General features: G+C 74.1%; 17 protein-coding genes. 4 read left to right on the forward strand and 13 right to left on the reverse strand.

What is annotated here, in order from left to right; all coding sequences use genetic code 11:
* Positions 1-18: 18 nt before the first annotated feature.
* The 6 genes from FB467_RS17430 to FB467_RS17455 all read right to left on the reverse strand — a co-directional run bounded on the left by FB467_RS17430 (position 19) and on the right by FB467_RS17455 (position 6,172).
* Positions 19-741, reverse strand: coding sequence for a GntR family transcriptional regulator (locus FB467_RS17430; protein ID WP_194288342.1), 723 nt, complete (start codon positions 739-741; stop codon positions 19-21).
* Positions 738-1,472, reverse strand: coding sequence for a maleate cis-trans isomerase family protein (locus FB467_RS17435; RefSeq protein WP_141786222.1), 735 nt, complete (start codon positions 1,470-1,472; stop codon positions 738-740). Before FB467_RS17435 ends, FB467_RS17430 begins: the two co-directional genes overlap by 4 nt.
* 235 nt (positions 1,473-1,707) lie before the next feature.
* Positions 1,708-2,916 (reverse strand): M20 family metallopeptidase, encoded by a 1,209-nt coding sequence (locus FB467_RS17440; protein ID WP_228393332.1) that lies wholly within the window; start codon positions 2,914-2,916, stop codon positions 1,708-1,710.
* Positions 2,903-4,117, reverse strand: coding sequence for an aminotransferase-like domain-containing protein (locus FB467_RS17445; RefSeq protein WP_141786223.1), 1,215 nt, complete (start codon positions 4,115-4,117; stop codon positions 2,903-2,905). The genes FB467_RS17440 and FB467_RS17445 overlap by 14 nt, the downstream gene beginning before the upstream one ends.
* A 44-nt stretch (positions 4,118-4,161) precedes the next feature.
* Complete coding sequence (locus FB467_RS17450) at positions 4,162-5,388, reverse strand: M24 family metallopeptidase (protein WP_141786224.1); 1,227 nt, start codon at positions 5,386-5,388, stop codon at positions 4,162-4,164.
* Positions 5,381-6,172: a maleate cis-trans isomerase family protein gene (locus FB467_RS17455; RefSeq protein ID WP_170230817.1), complete on the reverse strand. Its 792-nt coding sequence runs from the start codon at positions 6,170-6,172 to the stop codon at positions 5,381-5,383. The genes FB467_RS17450 and FB467_RS17455 overlap by 8 nt, the downstream gene beginning before the upstream one ends.
* 64 nt (positions 6,173-6,236) lie before the next feature.
* Between FB467_RS17455 and FB467_RS17460 the strand changes: the two genes are divergently transcribed.
* The 3 genes from FB467_RS17460 to FB467_RS17470 are packed head-to-tail and all read left to right on the forward strand — an operon-like array spanning position 6,237 to position 9,165.
* Complete coding sequence (locus FB467_RS17460; protein WP_228393333.1) at positions 6,237-7,226, forward strand: D-2-hydroxyacid dehydrogenase; 990 nt, start codon at positions 6,237-6,239, stop codon at positions 7,224-7,226.
* The gene (locus FB467_RS17465) at positions 7,223-8,662 is read left to right on the forward strand and encodes an amidase (protein ID WP_211350637.1); all 1,440 of its coding nucleotides are present in this window, start codon (positions 7,223-7,225) and stop codon (positions 8,660-8,662) included. Before FB467_RS17460 ends, FB467_RS17465 begins: the two co-directional genes overlap by 4 nt.
* Complete coding sequence (locus tag FB467_RS17470; RefSeq protein ID WP_141786226.1) at positions 8,659-9,165, forward strand: DUF3830 family protein; 507 nt, start codon at positions 8,659-8,661, stop codon at positions 9,163-9,165. Before FB467_RS17465 ends, FB467_RS17470 begins: the two co-directional genes overlap by 4 nt.
* A gap of 233 nt (positions 9,166-9,398) precedes the next feature.
* Here FB467_RS17470 and FB467_RS17475 read toward each other — a convergent pair whose 3' ends face one another.
* Both FB467_RS17475 and FB467_RS17480 read right to left on the reverse strand, forming a co-directional pair.
* The gene (locus tag FB467_RS17475) at positions 9,399-10,856 is read right to left on the reverse strand and encodes a glycoside hydrolase family 15 protein (protein WP_141786227.1); all 1,458 of its coding nucleotides are present in this window, start codon (positions 10,854-10,856) and stop codon (positions 9,399-9,401) included.
* Between the two features lie 7 nt (positions 10,857-10,863).
* Entirely contained in the window at positions 10,864-11,649 is a 786-nt protein-coding gene (locus tag FB467_RS17480) for an SDR family NAD(P)-dependent oxidoreductase (protein ID WP_141786228.1), read from the reverse strand.
* Between the two features lie 44 nt (positions 11,650-11,693).
* On the opposite strand from FB467_RS17480, the gene FB467_RS17485 reads away from it, so the two are divergent.
* Positions 11,694-12,485 (forward strand): exodeoxyribonuclease III, encoded by a 792-nt coding sequence (locus FB467_RS17485; RefSeq protein ID WP_141786229.1) that lies wholly within the window; start codon positions 11,694-11,696, stop codon positions 12,483-12,485.
* Here FB467_RS17485 and FB467_RS17490 read toward each other — a convergent pair.
* The 5 genes from FB467_RS17490 to FB467_RS17510 form a co-directional block, all read right to left on the reverse strand.
* On the reverse strand, positions 12,463-13,611 hold the full coding sequence (locus tag FB467_RS17490; RefSeq protein WP_141786230.1) for an MFS transporter: 1,149 nt from the start codon (positions 13,609-13,611) through the stop codon (positions 12,463-12,465). The genes FB467_RS17485 and FB467_RS17490 overlap by 23 nt on opposite strands.
* Positions 13,612-13,671: 60 nt before the next feature.
* The gene (locus tag FB467_RS17495) at positions 13,672-14,253 is read right to left on the reverse strand and encodes an HhH-GPD-type base excision DNA repair protein (protein WP_141786231.1); all 582 of its coding nucleotides are present in this window, start codon (positions 14,251-14,253) and stop codon (positions 13,672-13,674) included.
* Positions 14,254-14,268: 15 nt separating this feature from the next.
* Complete coding sequence (locus tag FB467_RS17500) at positions 14,269-15,339, reverse strand: GNAT family N-acetyltransferase (RefSeq protein ID WP_141786232.1); 1,071 nt, start codon at positions 15,337-15,339, stop codon at positions 14,269-14,271.
* A 142-nt stretch (positions 15,340-15,481) separates the two neighbouring features.
* Entirely contained in the window at positions 15,482-16,816 is a 1,335-nt protein-coding gene (locus FB467_RS17505) for a D-arabinono-1,4-lactone oxidase (protein ID WP_141786233.1), read from the reverse strand.
* Positions 16,813-18,054, reverse strand: a complete 1,242-nt coding sequence (locus tag FB467_RS17510) for an alanine racemase (protein ID WP_141786234.1) — start codon at positions 18,052-18,054, stop codon at positions 16,813-16,815. Before FB467_RS17510 ends, FB467_RS17505 begins: the two co-directional genes overlap by 4 nt.

Here is an 18,054-nt window from a genome sequence, read left to right on the forward strand (position 1 = left end):
GGCCTGCGCGCGGGCTGGTCAGCCCTCGGTGTCCGGGTCCTCGGCGGCGAGCGCCTCCTCGCTCATCCCGACCAGCTCGCTGACCGCGTCGGCCATGTGCTTGACGATGAGCTCGTCCAGCAGGTCGGCGTCGCCGTCGCGCAGCGCCCGGGCGATGGCCTGGTGCTCGCGCACCCGCACCTTGTCGTTCTCGTAGGTGCTGCCCAGTGCATGGATGCAGATCCGGGCCTCCGCCGCCTGGGTCTGGTGGATCCGTCGCAGCCGCTCGCTCTCGGTGAGTTCGACGAGCAGCACGTGGAAGGCGATGTCGGCCTCGGCCACGCCGTGGGAGTCCCCGGCCTCGGTGGACTCGGTCATCGCCTCGACCGCACCCTCCAGGGCGTCGGCGGCCGCGGACCGGTCGGCGGGGTCGGACCGGACCAGCACCCCCGCGGCGCACCGCTCGATGGCCTCCCGGGCGAGGTACATGTCCCGCACGTTCTCCGGGGTGAGGTCGACCACGAACAGGCCGCGGTTGCGGATCGAGGTGAGCAGGCCCTCCTGGGTGAGACGCTGCAGGCCCTCGCGCAACGGGCCGCGGCTCACCCCGAGCTGGCGGGCCAGCTCGGCCTCGTGCAGCTGGGCACCGGGCGGGAAGTCGCCCCGGGCGATGGCCTCCCGGACCCGGGTCGCGATCCGGCTCGGGGTCGACTGCTGGACCAGCGGCGCGAGCACCGTCGTGGCGCCGTCGTCCCCGTTCACCGGGCCACCCGGGGGCGGAACAGGGTGCCTAGGCCGGTGAGGTCGTCCGGGACCCCGCGACCGGTCAACCGCAGGCCCTCCCAGACCGTCACCTGGTTGGCGGTGAGCACCGGCATCCCGGCGACCTCCTCCAGGTGGTCCAGCCAGGCCAGCGTGTGCATCGCGGTGTCCGGGACCAGCACCGCGTCGGCGCCCTCCCGGTCCGCCCCGGCGACGATGGCTGCGACCTGCTCGCGACCCAGGGTCCCGACCTCGGCGGCGGTGACGATGCCGTGGCTGCCCATCGAGAGCACCTCGATCCCACCGCGCTGTAGGAAGCTCACGAAGTGCTCCGCGACATCCTGCGGGTAGGAGGCGGCCACCGCCACGCGGCGCAGCCCCAGGTCGTGGGCCGCGTTCACGAACGCGATCGAGGTCGACGACGTGGGCAGCCCGGTGGCCTGTGCGAGACGGTCCACCTGCTCCCGCGCGCCGTCCCAGCCGAAGACAAATGACCCGGACGTGCAGGCCCACATGACCGCGTCCGGCCGGTGCGCGCTGGTCAGTTCCCGGGCGCCCTCGACCAACCGGTCGTGACCCCCCAGGTCGAGCAGCGCGTCCACCCGGTGCGCGTCCTCCCCGACCGAGGTGTGCACGAGGGGCAGCCGGATGCGGTCCCCGAGACGGGCCTGGAGCGCCGGGAAATCGTCCTCGGCGCTGTGGCCGGGATACAGCAGTCCCACCGTGGTCATCGGGCGCCTTCCCTTCCGGAGATTGTCGACAATACTAACCTAGCGAGGCGTGATCGCGGCTCGGATCGTGGCTGGTGGACCGTCCGATCACGACTGGTAGACGGTTTGGGGCACTGGTGGCATGTCCGGACATGCCACCAGTGCCCCGCAGCGTCTACCAGTGGCGGCGCCCAGACGTGGAGCAGCGGGGGCACCTGTGGCGCCAGCGTCGCAGGCAGCGGAGTCGGCACGGTCGTCACGGGCCGAGCAGCCGCAGCGCCGCGAGCGCATAGGCCCGGGCGGCCACGAGCAGTTCGTCGACCCCGACCGACTCGTCCGGGCGGTGCGCCTGGTCCGCGACCGAGCCGGGGCCCAGCACCACGACCGGCACCCCGGCGTCGCGGGCCAGGAAGCCGCCGTCGCAGGCCGCCGTCCACCCGGCGAGCGGCAGCCCCGGGCCGCCGGCGGTGGCCAGCGCCGAGTCGGCCGCCCGCACCAACGGGTGGTCGGCGGAGGTCTCGAAGCCGGGCATGTCCATCGGCATGGTGACCTCGATCCCCAGGCCGCGGGCGGGCAGGTCCAGCAGGTCGAGCCGCGCCCGGATCGCGGCGAGCACCTCGGCGGGGTCCTCCTCCGGCAGCAGCCTCCGGTCGGCCGCGATGTGGCAGCGGGCGGGCACCGTCGAGCCGCCGCTGCCGCCCGTGACGACGCCGACGTTCCAGGTCGCCGGGCCCACCAGCGGGTGCGCATCGGCCGCGAGCTCGTGGTGCCACCGCTCCAGCTCGGTGACGACCGCGGCCGCGCCGTAGATGGCGTTGCGGCCGTCGTCGGGGTTGCCGGCGTGCGCCGCGACCCCCTCGATCTCCACCTCGACGTAGGAGGCCCCGCGGGCGGCGATGATCAGTTGCAGGTCGGTGGGTTCGGCGACGATGCACCCGGCCAGCCGGAGCCGACCCGGGTCCCGCACGTAGTCCCGGATCCCCAGACCCATCATCTCCTCGTCGACGACCGCGGCCAGTTCCAGCGGCCCGGCGAGGGCGACGCCCGCCCGGCGCAAGGCGTCCATGGCCACCACGGACGCGGCCAGTCCCCCGAGCATGTCGGTCGACCCGCGGCCGTAGACGCGCCCGTCCCGCAGCTCGCCGCCGAACGGGTCGACGGTCCACCCCTCGCCCAGCGGGACGACGTCGGTGTGCCCTAGCAGCAGCAGGCCGGAGCCGTCCCCACCGGGCAGGACGGCGCTGACGTTCGGCCGGCCGGGCGCCACCTCGGTGACGTCGACGGAGAAGCCGCGCTCCCGGCATACGGAGGCCAGCAGCTCGGCCCGGCCCTGCTCCTCCCCCGGCGGGTTGGTGCCCGGCACGCGGACCAGCGCCCGGGTCAGCGCGACCAGGTCTGCGGGGTCGATGAGGTCCAGGACCTCCTGCTCCCGCGGGGTGGGGCCGGCCACCTCAGCCCTCGGCACGTTGCCGGTCGACGGCCGCCCGCAGCCGGCGCACACCCTCGCGGATCCGGTCCGGCGGCGTCGAGGCGAAGCAGAGCCGCAGGGCGTCCGGGAAGCGGCCCTCGGCGGAGAAGGCGTTGCCCGGGATGTAGGCCACCCCCTCGGCGAGCGCGATCTTGAACAGCGCCTCGGTGTCGATCGCCGGCTCGAAGGTCACCCACAGGAAGAAGCCGCCCTCGGGGTCGGTCCACCGGGCGATGTCCCCGAAGTGCTCGGTGAGCGCCTCCTGCATGGCCTCCTTGCGCTTGCGGTACTGCACCCGCTGGGTGGCCAGGTGCTCCTGCAGGTAGCCACCGCGCAGGAAGCCGGCGACCAGGCGCTGCATCGGCAGGTTGGTGCAGGTGTCCATCGCCTGCTTGGCGTTGATCAGCAGCTGCCCCAGGCCGGGGTCGGCATCGACCCAGCCGACCCGCAAGCCGGGGGCGATGATCTTGGAGAAGGTGCGCACCGAGAAGACCAGCGGGCTGCCGGCGGCCAGCTCGTGCAGCGTCGGCAGCTCCTCCCCCGCGAAGCGCAGCATCCCGTAGGGGTCGTCGTCGATGACCATGCTGCCCCACTCCTGCGCGAGCTCGAGCAGCTCACGGCGGCGGGCCAGCGACATGGTCGCCCCGGAGGGGTTCTGGAAGGTGGGGATCGTGTAGATCACCTTCGGGCGCCGCCCGGTGCGGGCCGCCTCCTCGCGCAGGTGCTCCACGACCATGCCCTCGTGGTCGACCGGCACCTCGAGCAGCTGCGCCTGGTAGGACAGCGCGGTGGCGCTGCCGTTGGTGTAGGTCGGGGACTCCACCGCCACCAGGTCGCCCGGGTCGACGAACAGCTTGAAGCCCAGGTCCAGGCCCTGCATGCCACCCGCGGTGATGGTGAGCCGCTCGGGCGTCGTGGCGTCGCTGGTGCCCTCGAGCGTCTCCAGCAGCGCCTCGCGCAGCGGCGGGTCGCCCTCGGTGGCCGCGTAGTCGTAGGCGTCCGAGGCCCCGACCCCCAGGGCCTGCCTGCCCACCTCGGCCAGCGCCTCGGTCGGGATCGCCTCGGGGGCCGGGCTGCCCATCGCGAACCGCACGATGTCGTGGGTCTGGCTCGCCAGGAGCGAGGTGCTGGAGTCGATCACCGACCCGACCAGGTCCGCCGTGCGGCTCGCCAGGGGGAGGGTGGGCTGGGTGCTCATCGGGGTGCCTCTCGTTGCGGTGTCTTCGTCGGTATGCAGTGTGCTCACTTCTTCTTCACGACCAGTTCCTGCGGGAGCGGGGCCAGCCGCTCCGGGCCGTCCTCGCCGACCAGGACCGGCTCGGACAGCTCGTAGCCCCAGCCGTCCATCCACATCCCCAGGATGACGTGGAAGGCCATCCCGGGCTGGATGAGCGTCAGGTCCTCGGCGCGCAGGCTGATCGTGCGCTCGCCCCAGTCCGGCGGGTAGCCGATGCCGATCGAGTAACCGACCCGGGACTCCTTGACGTAGCCGTAACGGGCGATGGTGTCGGCGAACGCCGCCTGGACCTGGCGGCCGGTCGAGCCCGGGCGGAGCATGTCCAGGGCCGCGTGGAGCCCCTCGGTGACCGCCCCGGCGCAGCGGCGCAGCTCCTTGGGCGGCTTGCCCAGGCTCACCGTGCGGGCCAGCGGCACGTGGTAGCGGTGGTAGACGCCGGCCAGCTCGATGGTCGTCGCTTCGCCCTTGCGCAGCGGCAGGTCGCTCCAGGTCAGGTGCGGGGTGCCGGCGGTCTCCCCGGTCGGCAGCATCGGCACGATCGCCGGGTAGTCGCCACCGAGCTTGCGGGCGCCCAGCGCCTGGGCGTACTGGATGTGGGCGACCACGTCGCACTGCCGCCGGCCCGGCTCCACGTTGTCCAGCGCGATCTGCATGACCGTCTGCGCGATCTCCCCGGCCACCCGCATCTTGTCCTGCTCCAGCGGCGACTTCACGATCCGGACCCAGTTGACCAGCTCGAGGCTGTCGACCAGTTCGGCGTGCTGCAGCCGGTCGCGCAGCGCCAGGTAGCTGCGCGCGGAGAAAAAGTGCGCGTCCGTCTCCGCCGCGACCCGGCTGCCGCGAGCGTCCTCCAGCACCCCGACCTCCAGCGCCTTCTCCGCGATCCAGTCGAACGGGTGCACGTCGGGGCGGTGCACCAGCTCCTCCGGGTAGCCGTGGATCAGGTCGGTCGACAGGTATGCAGTGTAGTGCGCGCCCTGGGCGTCCATCGCCCGCATGAACAGCTGCGGCTCCCCGGTCGCCGGCACGATCAGGCACTGCGGCGTGTAGAACGACCAGGCGTTGTAGCCGGTCAGGTAGTAGAGGTTGGCCGGGTCGGCCACCACCAGGGAGGAGATCTCCCGCCGGGCCATCGACTCCTGCACGCGGGCGAGCCGGTCGCGGTACTCCCGGACCGGGAAGGGACGGGACTCGATGTTCTCCCACTCGACGAGGACGCCGCCGTCAGCCATGGCCGTCCATCTCGCCGACGACCGGTGCCACGCTCCGCGCCCGCCGGCGCCGCCCGCCCAGCAGTGACTGCCCGGGGCCCTTGGCCCGCAGCCCCATCCGGGCCATGGCGGCCCACATGGTGACCTGGTTCGCGGTGAGCACCGGCACCCCCAGCTCGGCCTCCATCGGCGCGATCAGGTCGTAGCACATCAGGTTGGTGCAGGAGACGAAGACCGCGTCGCAGGAGTTGACCGCGGCGGCCCGGACCAGGGCCACCGTCTCCTCGTAGGGCACCCGCCAGATCTGACCGGACAGGCCGAACGAGGACACCCCGGTCACCTCGATGCCGGCCTCGGCCAGGAACGCCTCGAGGCGCAGCGTGATCGCCTCGTCATACGGCGTGGCGACCGCCAACCGCCGGATGCCGAGGTGACGCAGCGCCTCGACGAGGGCGCCGCTGGTGGTCACGGCGGCGGGCGCGCCGGCCCCCAGCATGGCCTCGACGAGGGAGCGCTCCCCCTCGAGCCCGCCGACGAAGCTGCCGGAGGTGCAGCCGTAGGCCACCACCCTCGGCTCGGGAACCAGCAGTTCCCGGGTGCAGGCGGCCACCATGTCGTGGTCGGAGACCAGCACGGCCTGGTCCACGGTGACCGGCACCGCGGCATACGGCGTGCGGGTGATCATCAGGTTGGCGCCCTTGGGCACCCAGCGCCAGAGCTCCCGGTCCAGCGCGAAGTCGTAGGGCACCACGACACCGACCGCGGGACCCGCGGTCGAGGTGGCGCTCAGACGATGAGTGGTCATGCTGCATGGTGCCTCACCACGTCGATTGTTGACAATAAGACACTCGCTTCCTACCGTGACTTTGGTGACCCAGCCCCGGCCCGTGGTGGCCGTCCTCTGCGCCCAGACCGACGACGCACCGCCGTTCCTCGACGAGCTGGCCGACCGCATCGACTTCCGGCTGACCGACGCGGCCGGGCTCGCGCAGGCCCTGCCCGGGGCCGACGGGCTGTTCCTGTGGGACTTCTTCTCCACCGCGCTGCGCGACGCCTGGGGGGCGCGCGACCGGTTGCGCTGGATCCACGTCGCCGCCGCGGGGGTGGACACCCTGCTGTTCGACGACCTGCGCACCTCCGACGTGATGGTGACCAACGCCCACGGCACCTTCGACCGGCCGATCGCCGAGTACGTCCTGGGCGCGGTCCTGGCCCACGCCAAGCTGGTCCACGAGAGCCACGACCTGCAGCGGGAACGCACCTGGAAGCACCGCGAGACCCGCAGCGTCCAGGGGTCGCGGGCCCTCGTGGTCGGCACCGGCGGCATCGGCCGGGAGATCGCCCGGCTGCTCACCGCCGTGGGCGTGCGGGTCGGCGGCGCCGGCAGCCGGGCCCGCGACGGCGACCCCGACTTCGGTGCGGTGGTGGACAGCGCCGAGCTCGCCGCCCACGTAGGCGGGGTCGACTACCTGATCAACGCCGCGCCGCTCACCCCCGCCACGGCGGGCCTGATCGACGCCGCGGTGCTGGCCGCGCTGCCCGCCCACGCCCACCTGGTGAACATCGGCCGCGGACCCACGGTCGTCGAGGACGACCTGGTGGCGGCGCTGCGCGCGGGCGAGCTGGACGGCGCCACGCTGGACGTCTTCACCACCGAGCCGCTGCCCCCGGAGTCACCGCTGTGGGACGCCCCCGGCGTGGTGGTGACCGCCCACATGTCCGGCGACGTCCTGGGCTGGCGGGACACCCTGGCCCGCCAGTTCGTGGACAACGCCCGGCGCTGGGTGGACGGTGCGCCGCTGGCCAACGTCGTCGACAAGGAGCGTGGCTACGTGCACAAGGAGGGAGGCGTCCGATGAGTGACACCGACCTGTCGATGCTCACCGCGACCGAGCTGGCGCAAGGTTACGAGCAGGGCCGCTTCACCCCGGTCGAGGCCACCGAGGCGGCGCTCGCCGCGGTCGCCGAGCGCAACGGCCCGGTCAACGCGATGCTCTTCGTGGACGAGGAGGCCGCCCTGGCCGCGGCGCGCGAGTCGACCACCCGCTGGGCGGAGGGCAGACCACTCGGCCCGGCTGACGGCATACCGACGGCGCTGAAGGACCTGCTGCTGACCAAGGGCTGGCCCACCCTGCGCGCCAGCACCCTGATCCCCGACACGGGACCGTGGGACGTCGACTCCCCCGCGACGGCCCGGCTGCGCGAGGGCGGGGCGGTGCTGTTCGGCAAGACCACGACCCCGGAGTTCGGGTGGAAGGGGGTCACCGACTCGATCCGGCACGGCGCCACCGGCAACCCGTGGGACCCGGGGCTGACGGCCGGCGGGTCCAGCGGCGGTTCGGCGGCGGCGGTCGGGCTCGGGATGGGGCCCTGGTCGGTGGGCACCGACGGCGGGGGCTCGGTGCGGATCCCGGCGGCGTTCACCGGGACGGTCGCGCTCAAGCCGACCTTCGGGCAGATCCCGATCTTCCCGCCGAGCCCCTACGGCACGCTCTCGCACGCCGGCCCGATGACCCGCTCCGTGCGCGACGCCGCGCTGCTGATGGACCTGCTCACCCTCCCGGACAGCCGGGACTGGCACGCGCTGGCCACGCCGACGCGGTCGTATGTCGACGGGCTGGACGACGGCGTCGCCGGGCTGCGGATCGCCTACTCCCCCACCCTCGGCTACGGCACCAACGACCCGGAGGTCGAGGCCGCCGTGACCGCCGCCGTGCAGGTGCTGGCCGAGGCCGGGGCGCGCGTGGAGCAGGTCGACCCGGGGGTGCAGGACCCGGTCGACGCCTTCCACGTGCTGTGGTTCACCGGCGCGGCCAAGGTCGTCGAGCACTACGGGCCGGACGCGCTGGAGCAGATCGACCCGGGCCTGGCCGACGCGATCCGCCGGCACGGGCTGGGGGCCAGCGCCTCCGACTACCTCGACGCCACGGCGGTCCGGATGGACCTCGGCGTGCGGATGGGCGCCTTCCACGAGGAGTGGGACCTGCTGCTCACCCCGACGATGCCGATCCCGGCCTTCCCGGTCGGTCAGCCCGCCCCCGACGGGTGGCCCTCCGACCTGTGGACCTCGTGGACGCCCTACACCTACCCGTTCAACATGACCCAGCAGCCCGCGCTCAGCCTCCCCTGCGGGTTCACCGGCGACGGGCGTCCGGTGGGCCTGCAGGTGGTGGGCCCGCGGCACGCCGACGCCCTGGTGCTGCGCGCCGGGCAGGCCTACCAGGAGCGCACCGACTGGCACCGGCGGGTGCCGCCGCTGGTGCACCCACCCCACCCCACGACGGAGGAAGCATGAGCCGGTTCATCACCATCGGGTTGGAGTCCCGGGGCGTCACCGCGCGCGCCCGGCTGCTCGACGACGCCGCACCCCGCACCTGCGCCGCGGTCTGGGACGCGCTGCCGCTGGGCGGGCAGGTCTACCACGGCAAGTACGCCCGCAACGAGATCTACACCCTGCTCGAGACGTTCAGCCCCCGGGACCCGGGCCGGGAGAACACCACGGTCACCCCGATCCCCGGTGACGTCTGCTGGTTCACCTTCTCCGGCGACGACCTCGGCAACCCGGCCTACGGGTACGAGACGGAGGAGGAGCACCGCCAGCAGGGAGCGATCATCGACCTGGCGGTCTTCTACGGCCGCAACAACCTGCTGATCAACGGCGACCAGGGCTGGGTCCCCGGCAACGTCTTCGCCACGATCACCGAGGGCCTGGACGAGCTGGCCGCCGCCTGCCAGGACATCTGGATGGGCGGCGCCCGCGGCGAGTCCCTCACCTTCGCCCGCGCCACCACTCCCTAAACCGACCGGACGCGCGACCTGGCGGCGTTCCACCCCCACCAGACGCGTCACCGGTCGGCGTCCCACCCCCACCAGATGCGCCATCGGTCGGCGTCCCACTCCACCGAACGCGTCAACGGTCGACGAGCAGGCCTCGACCTACGTCGAGTATCCGGCGGACCGCCAGCCGACGCGTTCGGTCAGGGTCAGGAACCGCCCGACCACGCGTCCGGTCAGGGTCAGGAACCGCCCGGTCACGCGCTCGGTCGGGGTCCGGGACCGCCACATGACGCGTCCGGTCGCGGGGTAGCCGACGGAGAGGCCAGCTCGTCGAGGCTGATGAGCACCAGCGCGGAGGTCCAGGCCAGGGGCGCGACGGCGGCGGGCTGGCCGTCGAAGAGCACCTTCTCCGGCAGCGAGCCCGCCTCGGTGCGGTGTGCGTCGAGCCAGTCCAGCCAGGCCAGGGCGGAGGCGCGGTCACCGGTGGCCGCCGAGGCCAGCGCCTGGAGCGCCGTCTGCGGGGTCCAGGAGATCCCGTCCCGCCGCCACCCGGCACCGGGCGCGACGCCGCCGGCGGGACGCTCCATCTCCGGCAGGGCGGCCAGCCGCGCCGCATCGGCCCCGGGGAGCGGACAGCGGGTGAACGGCGGCAACAGGAACGTCACGGCGGCGTCGGGACGACCGCCGGCGTGCCGCGGGAACTCCGGCCCGAACGCCGCCTCGACCGCGACCCGCAGGTCGGCCGCCCGCCGGTCCAGAGACGAGGGGTCGACGCCGACCTCGGCCCAGGCGGCCGGATCGATCAGGCCCGCCGCGTCCAGCTCGGCGGCCGCCTCCAGCCCGGCCAGCGAGGTGGCCGCGATGCCCAGCGTCAGACGCCGCTCCGGCACCTCCCAATAGTCCGGCGAGGGCAGCGGCAGCCCCGTCACGGGGTCGAGCTGCCCCAGGATCCGCGCGGTCGAGCGGGTGACCAGCGGCGTCAGGGTGGTCGCCACCGAGCGGCGGGTCGCGGGCGCCTCGGCCTCCAGCACCTCCCGCGCCGCCCACAGGCTCCAGCCCGGCCCGTCCTCCTGCAGTCCGCGGCCGTCCGGCACCGGACCCGACCCGTCCGGCAGGTAGCGCGCGTGCATGCTGCCGTCCGCAGCCTGCTGTCGCTGCACGAACTGCAGCACGTCGAGCGACTCCTGCCGGTGCCCCGTCCGCGCGTAGGCGACCGCGACGAACGCGGCGTCCCTGGGCCACACGTAGTCCCACCCCCGCGAGCCCGCGGCCAGGACCGCACCAGGCTCGGCACCCTCCGGGCCGGTCAGCGCGCGCAGGTCCAGCAGGGCGCGCCGCGCCATCTCCTCGTATGCCGTGCCCTCCCCCGGCAGGTCACCGCGCCTCAACCAGAGCCAGTCCGCGGTGGCCCGGGCCGTCCCCGTCCCGAGCCCCAGGGACACCGCCTCGTCGCTCGCCGAGCCCGGGGGTGGCAGCACCCTGGAGGAGCCGATCAGGTCGGCCCGCTCGGCCTCCCACCGCTCCCGCGGCAGCGCCACCAGCCCGCCGTCGGACTCCCGCACCACGGTCACCTGGTAGAGCGGGTAGGTGGCGTGCTCGTTCCGCCAGAACTGGCCCGACAGGACCCCGGCCACGACCAGGACGGCGACCACCAGGGCAGCCAGGTGGGTCCGGCGGACCCGCCGCCGGAGCGCCTGTGGTCCGGACGTCACCCGGCGATCACCCGGAGCGGTCCACGGTGCGGCGCCGCCGGGCGATCATCCCCGAGACACCCCGCACGGCACGGCGCGGCAGGACCCGGACCCCGCCCGTGACCAGCCGGTACTGCCAGGACGGCACGGAGACCACCTTCCCGGCGGCGGCGTCGGCCAGGCCTTGCGCGACGACGTCTCGAGCCTGCAACCACAGCATCTCGGGCAGCGCCGACATGTCCATCTTGGCCCGGTCGTGGAACTCGGTGTGCGTGTAGCCGGGGCACACGGCGGTGACCGTGACGCCGGTGCCGGACAGCTCGGTGGCCAGCGCCTCGGAGAAGACGGTGACCCACGACTTGAGCGCCGAGTAGGTGCCCATCACGACGAACCCGGCCACCGACGACACGTTCACGATCGCGCCGTGGCCGCGACCCCGCATACTGCGTCCGGCGGCGTGGCTGAGCACCAGCACCGCCCGCACCATCACGTCGAGCGCGAGCTCCTCCTCGGCGACGTCGCCGGAGAGGAAGCCGCGCTCCTGCCCGAACCCCGCGTTGTTGACGAGCAGGTCGACCGGGCGGGCCCCGTCGGAGAGCCGGTCGGCGACCCGCTGCAGCTGCGCCCGGTCGGCCAGGTCGGCCGGCAGCACCTCGACGTCGATGCCGTGCGCGGCGCCCAGTTCCGTCGCCATCGCCTCCAGCCGGTCCCGACCCCGCGCGACGAGGACCAGGTCGTGGCCGCGGTCGGCCAGCTGCCGGGCGAACTCGGCACCCAGGCCGGCGGACGCCCCGGTGATCAGTGCGGTTGCCATGCCCGGCAGCCTACGTGTCGGGGCCGCCTCCTAGGGTTGGGCAGGTGCGCATCGCTACCTGGAACGTCAACAGCATCCGCGCCCGCGTCGACCGGGTGACCGCCTTCCTGGAGCGCCACGACGTCGACGTGCTCGCGATCCAGGAGACCAAGTGCCGGGACGACCAGTTCCCGCACCTGCCGTTCGAGGCGCTGGGCTACGAGGTCGCCCACGTGGGCCACAACCAGTGGAACGGCGTGGCCGTCGTCTCCCGGGTGGGGCTGGAGGACGTGCAGGTGGGCTTCGCCGGGATGCCGGGGTGGGGTGAGCCGGTCGCGGCGGAGGCCCGCGCGCTGTCGGCCGTATGCCGTGGGGTCCGGATCGTCTCGCTCTACGTCCCGAACGGGCGCGGCCTGGACGACCCCCACATGGTTTACAAGCTGGACTGGCTGGCCCGGCTGCGGGACGCCGCCCACGGCTGGCTGGAGGAGGACCCGCAGGCCCAGGTCGCGCTGATGGGCGACTGGAACATCGCGCCGCAGGACGAGGACGTCTGGTCGATGGAGTACTACCTCGACAAGAGCCACGTCAGCCCGCCGGAGCGGGCGGCCTTCCAGGCCGTCCTCGACGCCGGCTACACCGACGTGGTCCGGCCGCACACGCCCGGACCGGGCACCTACACCTACTGGGACTACACCCAGCTGCGGTTCCCCAAGCGGCAGGGGATGCGGATCGACTTCGCGCTCGCCACCCCCGCCCTGGCGGAGCGGGTCGAGCACGCCGAGATCGACCGGGAGGAGCGCAAGGGCAAGGGCGCCTCGGACCACGCACCGGTCATCGTCGACCTGCGGGCCTGAGCAGCGCCAGCGGCAGGGTCGCCAGCGAGAAGGCCGCCGCCACGAGCAGCGCCGTGCTGAAGGACGTGCCCGCAGCGACCATCCCCACGAGCACCGACCCCAGCCCGGTGCCGGCGTCGAACCCGATGTTCCACACCGCGCTCGCCTGCCCGTAGTGCCGCCGGGACACCGCCTCGAAGGTCACCACCAGGGTGAGGTTCTGCAGCGCGCCGTAGGCGAGACCGACGAGGAACAGGCCGACCAGCAGGGCTGCCGCGGCCGTGGCCAACGGGTCCCGGACCGCCCAGGCCACCACGCTCATCCCAGCGACCGTGGTCAGGACCAGCGGCCAGATGAAGGGCTGGGCGCCGAACCGGTCGGCGAGCGCACCGACCCGCCACCGGGTGAGGGCGGCACTGACGTTCATCACCATCAGGCCCACGAGGGTCAGCGACGCGCTCGAGCTCATCTGCGCCGTGAAGGTCAGGAGCGCGCCGCCGGCCAGGGTGACCCCCAGCAGCAGCGCCATGGGGCGTAGCAGCGCGAGCCACGGCACGGGCTCGCCGGTGTCCTCGGCCTCGGGGGCCTGCCGCAGCACGTGCGCCAGCCGCCAGGCCGGGAACACCCCCAGCAGGGGCAGCGCCCCGACGACGAAGACCACCCAGTAACCCAGCGTCTCGGCCACCCACGGGGCGGCGGGCAGCAGGACCACCTGCGCCCCGGCAATGGCCAGGCCGTAGGCGCCGACAGCCCGGCCCCGCTGGGCCGCCGGGACCAGCTCGGCCACGGCCGCGCTCCCGGTCACCGTGAGCACCCCGAAGCCGAGTCCCCGGATCGCAGAGAGCACCAGGATCGTGCCCAGCCCGTCGCCGAGCATGAAGAGCAGTGACGGCACCCCCATCAGCACCATGCCGGCGACCAGCACCGGGCCCCAGCCAAACCGGCGCAGGGAGCCCGGCACGAACGGCTGGGTGAGCACGGTGAACAGCATCAGCACGCCGTTGACCAGGCCCGCCCCGCCCTCACCGGCGCCCCCGTGCACCGCCCACAGCGGCGCGACCGGCATGAGCGCGGCATACCCGGCGAAGCCCAGGACGGTCGCCCCGAGGAGCGCCGACACCCCGGGGGCCCGCCACACCGAACTCATCCGGTGGACGCTACCCGTGGGGTGGCCACGGGACCCCGCCGGGTCCGGCCACGAGGCGGCTCAGCCCTTGGCGGCTTTCGCCGCGGCCTTCTTCTCCTGCTTGTAGGCCCGCACCGCCTTGAGCGAGGCCTCGTCGACGACGTCGGCGATGGACATCGTCACCCCGTCCTTGCCGTAGTCGCCGGCGGCCTCGCGCCAGCCCGCGGCGGGCAGCTCGAACTGCTTGCCGAGCAGGGCCAGGAAGATGCGCGCCTTCTGGTCACCGAAGCCGGGCAGCGCCTTCAGCCGCTTGAGGACCTCGCGGCCGTCCGGGTCCCCCTCGGTCCAGATCGCCGCGGCGTCCCCTCCATAGGTGCCGGCCACCTCGGCGGCCAGGTCGTGGATCCGCTGGCCCATCGACTTGGGGAAGCGGTGCACGGCCGGCGGCGTGGCGCAGACGGCGATGAAGTCGTCCGGGTCCATCGCCGCGATCTGGCCCGGGTCGACCGCACCCAGCCGCTCCTCCAGCTTGCGCGGCCCGGAGAAGGCCACCTCCATCGGGATCTGCTGGTCCAGCAGCATGCCGACCAGCACGGCGAAAGGGTTGTCGGCCAGCAGCCGGTCGGCCGCGGTGTCCCCGGCCAGGTGCAGTTGCGCAGTCATGACCCCGATCCTGCCTCACAGCCCGGTCAGCTGCCACCCGCCCTCGGCGCTGCGGTCGGTGAACCCGAGGGCGTGGTTGATCGCCAGCATGTGCGCGTTCTCCGTGGCGTTCCAGGTGTGCACCCGCGCCACGTCGGGCAGCTCCCGGGCGAGCACGGCCAGGTTGGCCGCCTTGACCAGCATCCCGAGCCGGTGACCCCGGTGCCCCGCGTGGACCAGCGTGTCCTCCTGGTAGGCGACCTGCGGCTTGTCGCCCGGCTGGACGAACTCGGTGTAGGCCACCGGCTGCCCGGTCGCGACCTCGCGGGCGATGCTGGTGACCTTGCGTCGCCCCAGCGCTGCCGCGACCCGGTCCCCCGTGGCCACCCGCTCCGCGTCCCACTCCTCCGGCTCCAGCTCGAGGTCCCCGGACGGCACGTCGGTGCTCATCCGGGCCATCAGGTCGGCCATCCCGGCCCGCAGGTCCTCGGGGGTCGGCCCCACCCAACTCAACACCTCGTATGCCGATCCGGCCACCTCGCGCGCCCGCGCGGCCTCGGTGGCTGCCCGCGGGAGGGCCGCCGCGACGTCCAGGACGCTGTGCCGCTCCACCTGCTCGAGCTCGAAGCCCAGCTCCAGGAGCGTGCCGGCCACCTTGTCCCGCGGCAGCCGCCCGGCACCGGTCCGCGGCACGAGGAGCTCACCGTCGCCACCGAGCGGGTGGGACATCCACACCTGGGCGGTCCGACGCCCGGCCGCGACGACCTCGGCCCGCACCTGCTCCCAGACCGCGGGCAGGACCGTGCCGGGGTCCGCGTCGGGGTCGACCGCGAAGTCCCCCTCGGCGAGGGTGGTGTTGTCCTTCAGCGGCATCCCGAAGGAGGCGCCGCCCACGACGCGCTCCCCGTCCAGCGCCACGACCAGCAGCTTGCGTCGGTAGGTCTGCTCGGCATACGCCGTAGCGGTCACCTCGGCGGAGTCGGCCAGGTCGTCGTCACCGAAGGTCGCCACGCAGTGCCGCCGGTAGACCTCGGCGAATGCCGCGACCAGCGGGGACGTCGCCTCCCCGCCCCGGGGCGGCGGCACGGTGCGCACGGACAGGTCCATGCCGTCAGTGTCCGGCTGACGGCCGCCCCCGGACAAGGGGTTTACCGGCCGCCGCGCCACGGCGCCGAGTGGACGCGGTTTTCGCGCATTTGCGGCCAGGACCGTGCACGAGGCGTGCACTCGGCGCGAGGCTGCCGCCCGGTCAGCCGCCCAGCACCCGCTCCAGGTAGTCGTTGGCGAACACCCGGTCGGGGTCCAGGTCGTCCCGCACCGCCAGGAAGTCGCCGAACCGGGGGTATGCCGGGGCCAGGTCGGCGGCGGTCCGGCCGTGCATCTTGCCCCAGTGGGGACGGCCGTCGTGGGCCTGCAGCAGCGCCTCGACCTCGGGGAAGTAGTCGTCGTCGCGGTCCCGCCAGTAGCGGTGCACCGCGACGTAGCCGCTGTCCCGCCCGTATGCCGTGGAGAGCCACCGGTCGTCGGCGGCGGCCGCGCGGAACTCCAGCGGGAAGGAGATCCGCCACCGGCGGCGCTCGATCAGGGCCATCACCTCCCGGGCGACCTCCGGGAGCGCGGCGACCGGCACGGCATACTCCATCTCCCGGAACCGCACCGCCCGGCGGGTGGTGAACACGGCCGGAGACAGGTCGCGGAAGGACCGGTGCCCGGTGACCCGGTCGGCCACCCGGTTGACCAGCGGCGCGACGGCAGGCACCCGGGTGGCCAGGCCGCAGGTGAGGCCGAACAGCCCGTTGGCGACCAGGTCGTCGTCGAGCCGGCGCCGCCACCCGGGCAGCGGTCGGCGGGGCCGGTCGGCGGGGAGGCGGGTGTTCGTCTTGGTCAGCGCGGTGCCGGTGTGCGGGAACCAGTAGAACTCCACGTGGTCGCGCGTGCGGACCCGCTCCATCCACTGCGCCAGGACCGCGTCGACCGGCTCGGGCGCCTCGACCGCGTCCAGCAGGAACTCAGGGACGCACTGCAGGGTGATCTCGGTGATCACGCCGAGCGCTCCGAGGCCGAGCGCGGCCGCCGGCAGGAGATCCGGCCGGTGCTCGGCGTCGATCACCACCACGTCCCCGCGCCCGTCGACCAGCCGCAGGCCGACCACCTGGGTCGCCAGCCCGCCGAAGCCCAGGCCGGTCCCGTGCGTGCCGGTGGACACGGCGCCGCTGACCGACTGCGCGTCGATGTCGCCGAGGTTCGGCATGGCCAGCCGGTGCGGGGCGAGCAGCCCGGGTATGTCGTGCAGCCGGGTGCCCGCCGCCACCGTCACCCGGCCGGTGGTCGGGTCGGCGTGGCGCAGCCCGGTGAGGCCGGCCAGGTCGAGCTGGAGGTCGGGGGCGACGGCGATGGCGCTGAAGCTGTGCCCGGCGCCGACGGGCTTGACCCGCAGCCCCTCGTCGGCGGCCTCCCGGACGGCGGCGACCACCTCGTCCTCGGTGGTGGGGGCGAGCACCCGCACCGGTTCGGCGGTCTCGGTGCGACCCCAGGTGCGCCAGGTGGCGCCGGCCCCGGGCCGGAGTGTGGCGGTGGTGCTCATCCGTACGTCTTCCCCTCTCCCCGGTAGGTCGGCCAGGCCTGCGTGACGCGGTCGCCCTCGACGACGTGCAGCTCGGTGACGCGTTCGCACAGCTCGCCGGCCTTGGCGTGGCGGAACCAGACCCGGTCGCCGACCCGCAGCCGGTCGGCGCCGGGGCCGGTCAGCGGGGTCTGCACCTCACCGGCGGCCTCGTTGGCCAGGTAGCCCAGCCCCGGCGGCCAGGCGATGGTCGGCAACCGGTCCGGGCCGGGCGGCCCCGAGGCGACCCAGCCGGCGCCGCCGACGGTCACCATCCCCGGGGCCGGCGTCCGGACCACGTCGAGGGCGAAAGCCACCGCCGGGCGTGGTTGGAACGCCCCGTACCCGTCGAACAGGCCGGGCCCGAACAGCCCGCTGCCCGCGGCGACCTCGGTGACGCTGGGGTCGGTGCGGGTGCGCTCCAGGGACCCGGTGCCCCCGGCGTTGACGAACTCCAGGTCCGCGACCTCGCGGACGGCGGCGACCGCCTCGGCGCGGCGACCGGGCAGCTCGCGCCAGGAGAGTGCCTGCAGCCGGCGGACGGCGACCGCGCGGGCCCGGGCGGACCGCGGTGCCGCGGCGGGTGGACGGTCGCCGAGCCCGGCCAGCTGCGCCTCGTAGGACATGACCCCGACCAGGGCGAACCCGGGGCGCGCGGCGATGGCCCGCGCGGCCGCCCCGGCCCGGTCGGCGGTGCGCAGCGGGGACCGGCGGACCCCGACCCAGAGACCGGGCAGCGCCAGCGAGGCGTCCAGCTCCAGGCACAGCCGCACCGTCTCCCGCTCCCCCGGCGCTGCGACGGTGTCGACCAGGTCGAGGTGGGCGGGGTCGTCCACGACGAGGGTGATCGCCGCGGCGGCCCGGGGGTCGTGCACCAGGTCCCGGAGGGCGGCCCGGTCCACCGTCGGGTAGGCGACGACCACGTCGTCGGACACTCCCTCCCGGACCAACCACAGTGCCTCGGGCAGCGAGTAGGCCAGCACCCCGGCATACCCGGGCAGTGCGAGCACCCGCTCCAGGACCGCGCGGACCCGGACCGACTTGCTGGCCACCCGGACCGGCTTGCCCGCGGCCCGGGCGGTGAGGTCGGCGGCGTTGCGGTCGAGCGCGGCCAGGCCCAGGGCGGCGAGCGGGGTGTCCAGGTGGGCCGTGGCGGCGCTGAGCCGGGGCCAGGTCCCTGCGGGGGTCGGCTGCTCGGGGGCGGGGTGCGGCACGGTCAT

It is taken from the genome of Ornithinicoccus hortensis (assembly GCF_006716185.1).
Classification (GTDB): Bacteria; Actinomycetota; Actinomycetes; order Actinomycetales; family Dermatophilaceae; genus Ornithinicoccus; species Ornithinicoccus hortensis.

Coding starts and splice junctions, on each gene's coding strand:
- FB467_RS17435 (WP_141786222.1), bottom strand. CDS start 1,472: ATGACCACGGTGGGACTGCTGTATCCCGGCCACAGCGCCGAGGACGAT.
- FB467_RS17445 (WP_141786223.1), bottom strand. CDS start 4,117: ATGAGCACCCAGCCCACCCTCCCCCTGGCGAGCCGCACGGCGGACCTG.
- FB467_RS17450 (WP_141786224.1), bottom strand. CDS start 5,388: ATGGCTGACGGCGGCGTCCTCGTCGAGTGGGAGAACATCGAGTCCCGT.
- FB467_RS17455 (WP_170230817.1), bottom strand. CDS start 6,172: ATGACCACTCATCGTCTGAGCGCCACCTCGACCGCGGGTCCCGCGGTC.
- FB467_RS17465 (WP_211350637.1), top strand. CDS start 7,223: ATGAGTGACACCGACCTGTCGATGCTCACCGCGACCGAGCTGGCGCAA.
- FB467_RS17470 (WP_141786226.1), top strand. CDS start 8,659: ATGAGCCGGTTCATCACCATCGGGTTGGAGTCCCGGGGCGTCACCGCG.
- FB467_RS17480 (WP_141786228.1), bottom strand. CDS start 11,649: ATGGCAACCGCACTGATCACCGGGGCGTCCGCCGGCCTGGGTGCCGAG.
- FB467_RS17490 (WP_141786230.1), bottom strand. CDS start 13,611: ATGAGTTCGGTGTGGCGGGCCCCCGGGGTGTCGGCGCTCCTCGGGGCG.
- FB467_RS17495 (WP_141786231.1), bottom strand. CDS start 14,253: ATGACTGCGCAACTGCACCTGGCCGGGGACACCGCGGCCGACCGGCTG.
- FB467_RS17500 (WP_141786232.1), bottom strand. CDS start 15,339: ATGGACCTGTCCGTGCGCACCGTGCCGCCGCCCCGGGGCGGGGAGGCG.
- FB467_RS17505 (WP_141786233.1), bottom strand. CDS start 16,816: ATGAGCACCACCGCCACACTCCGGCCCGGGGCCGGCGCCACCTGGCGC.
- FB467_RS17510 (WP_141786234.1), bottom strand. CDS start 18,054: ATGACCGTGCCGCACCCCGCCCCCGAGCAGCCGACCCCCGCAGGGACC.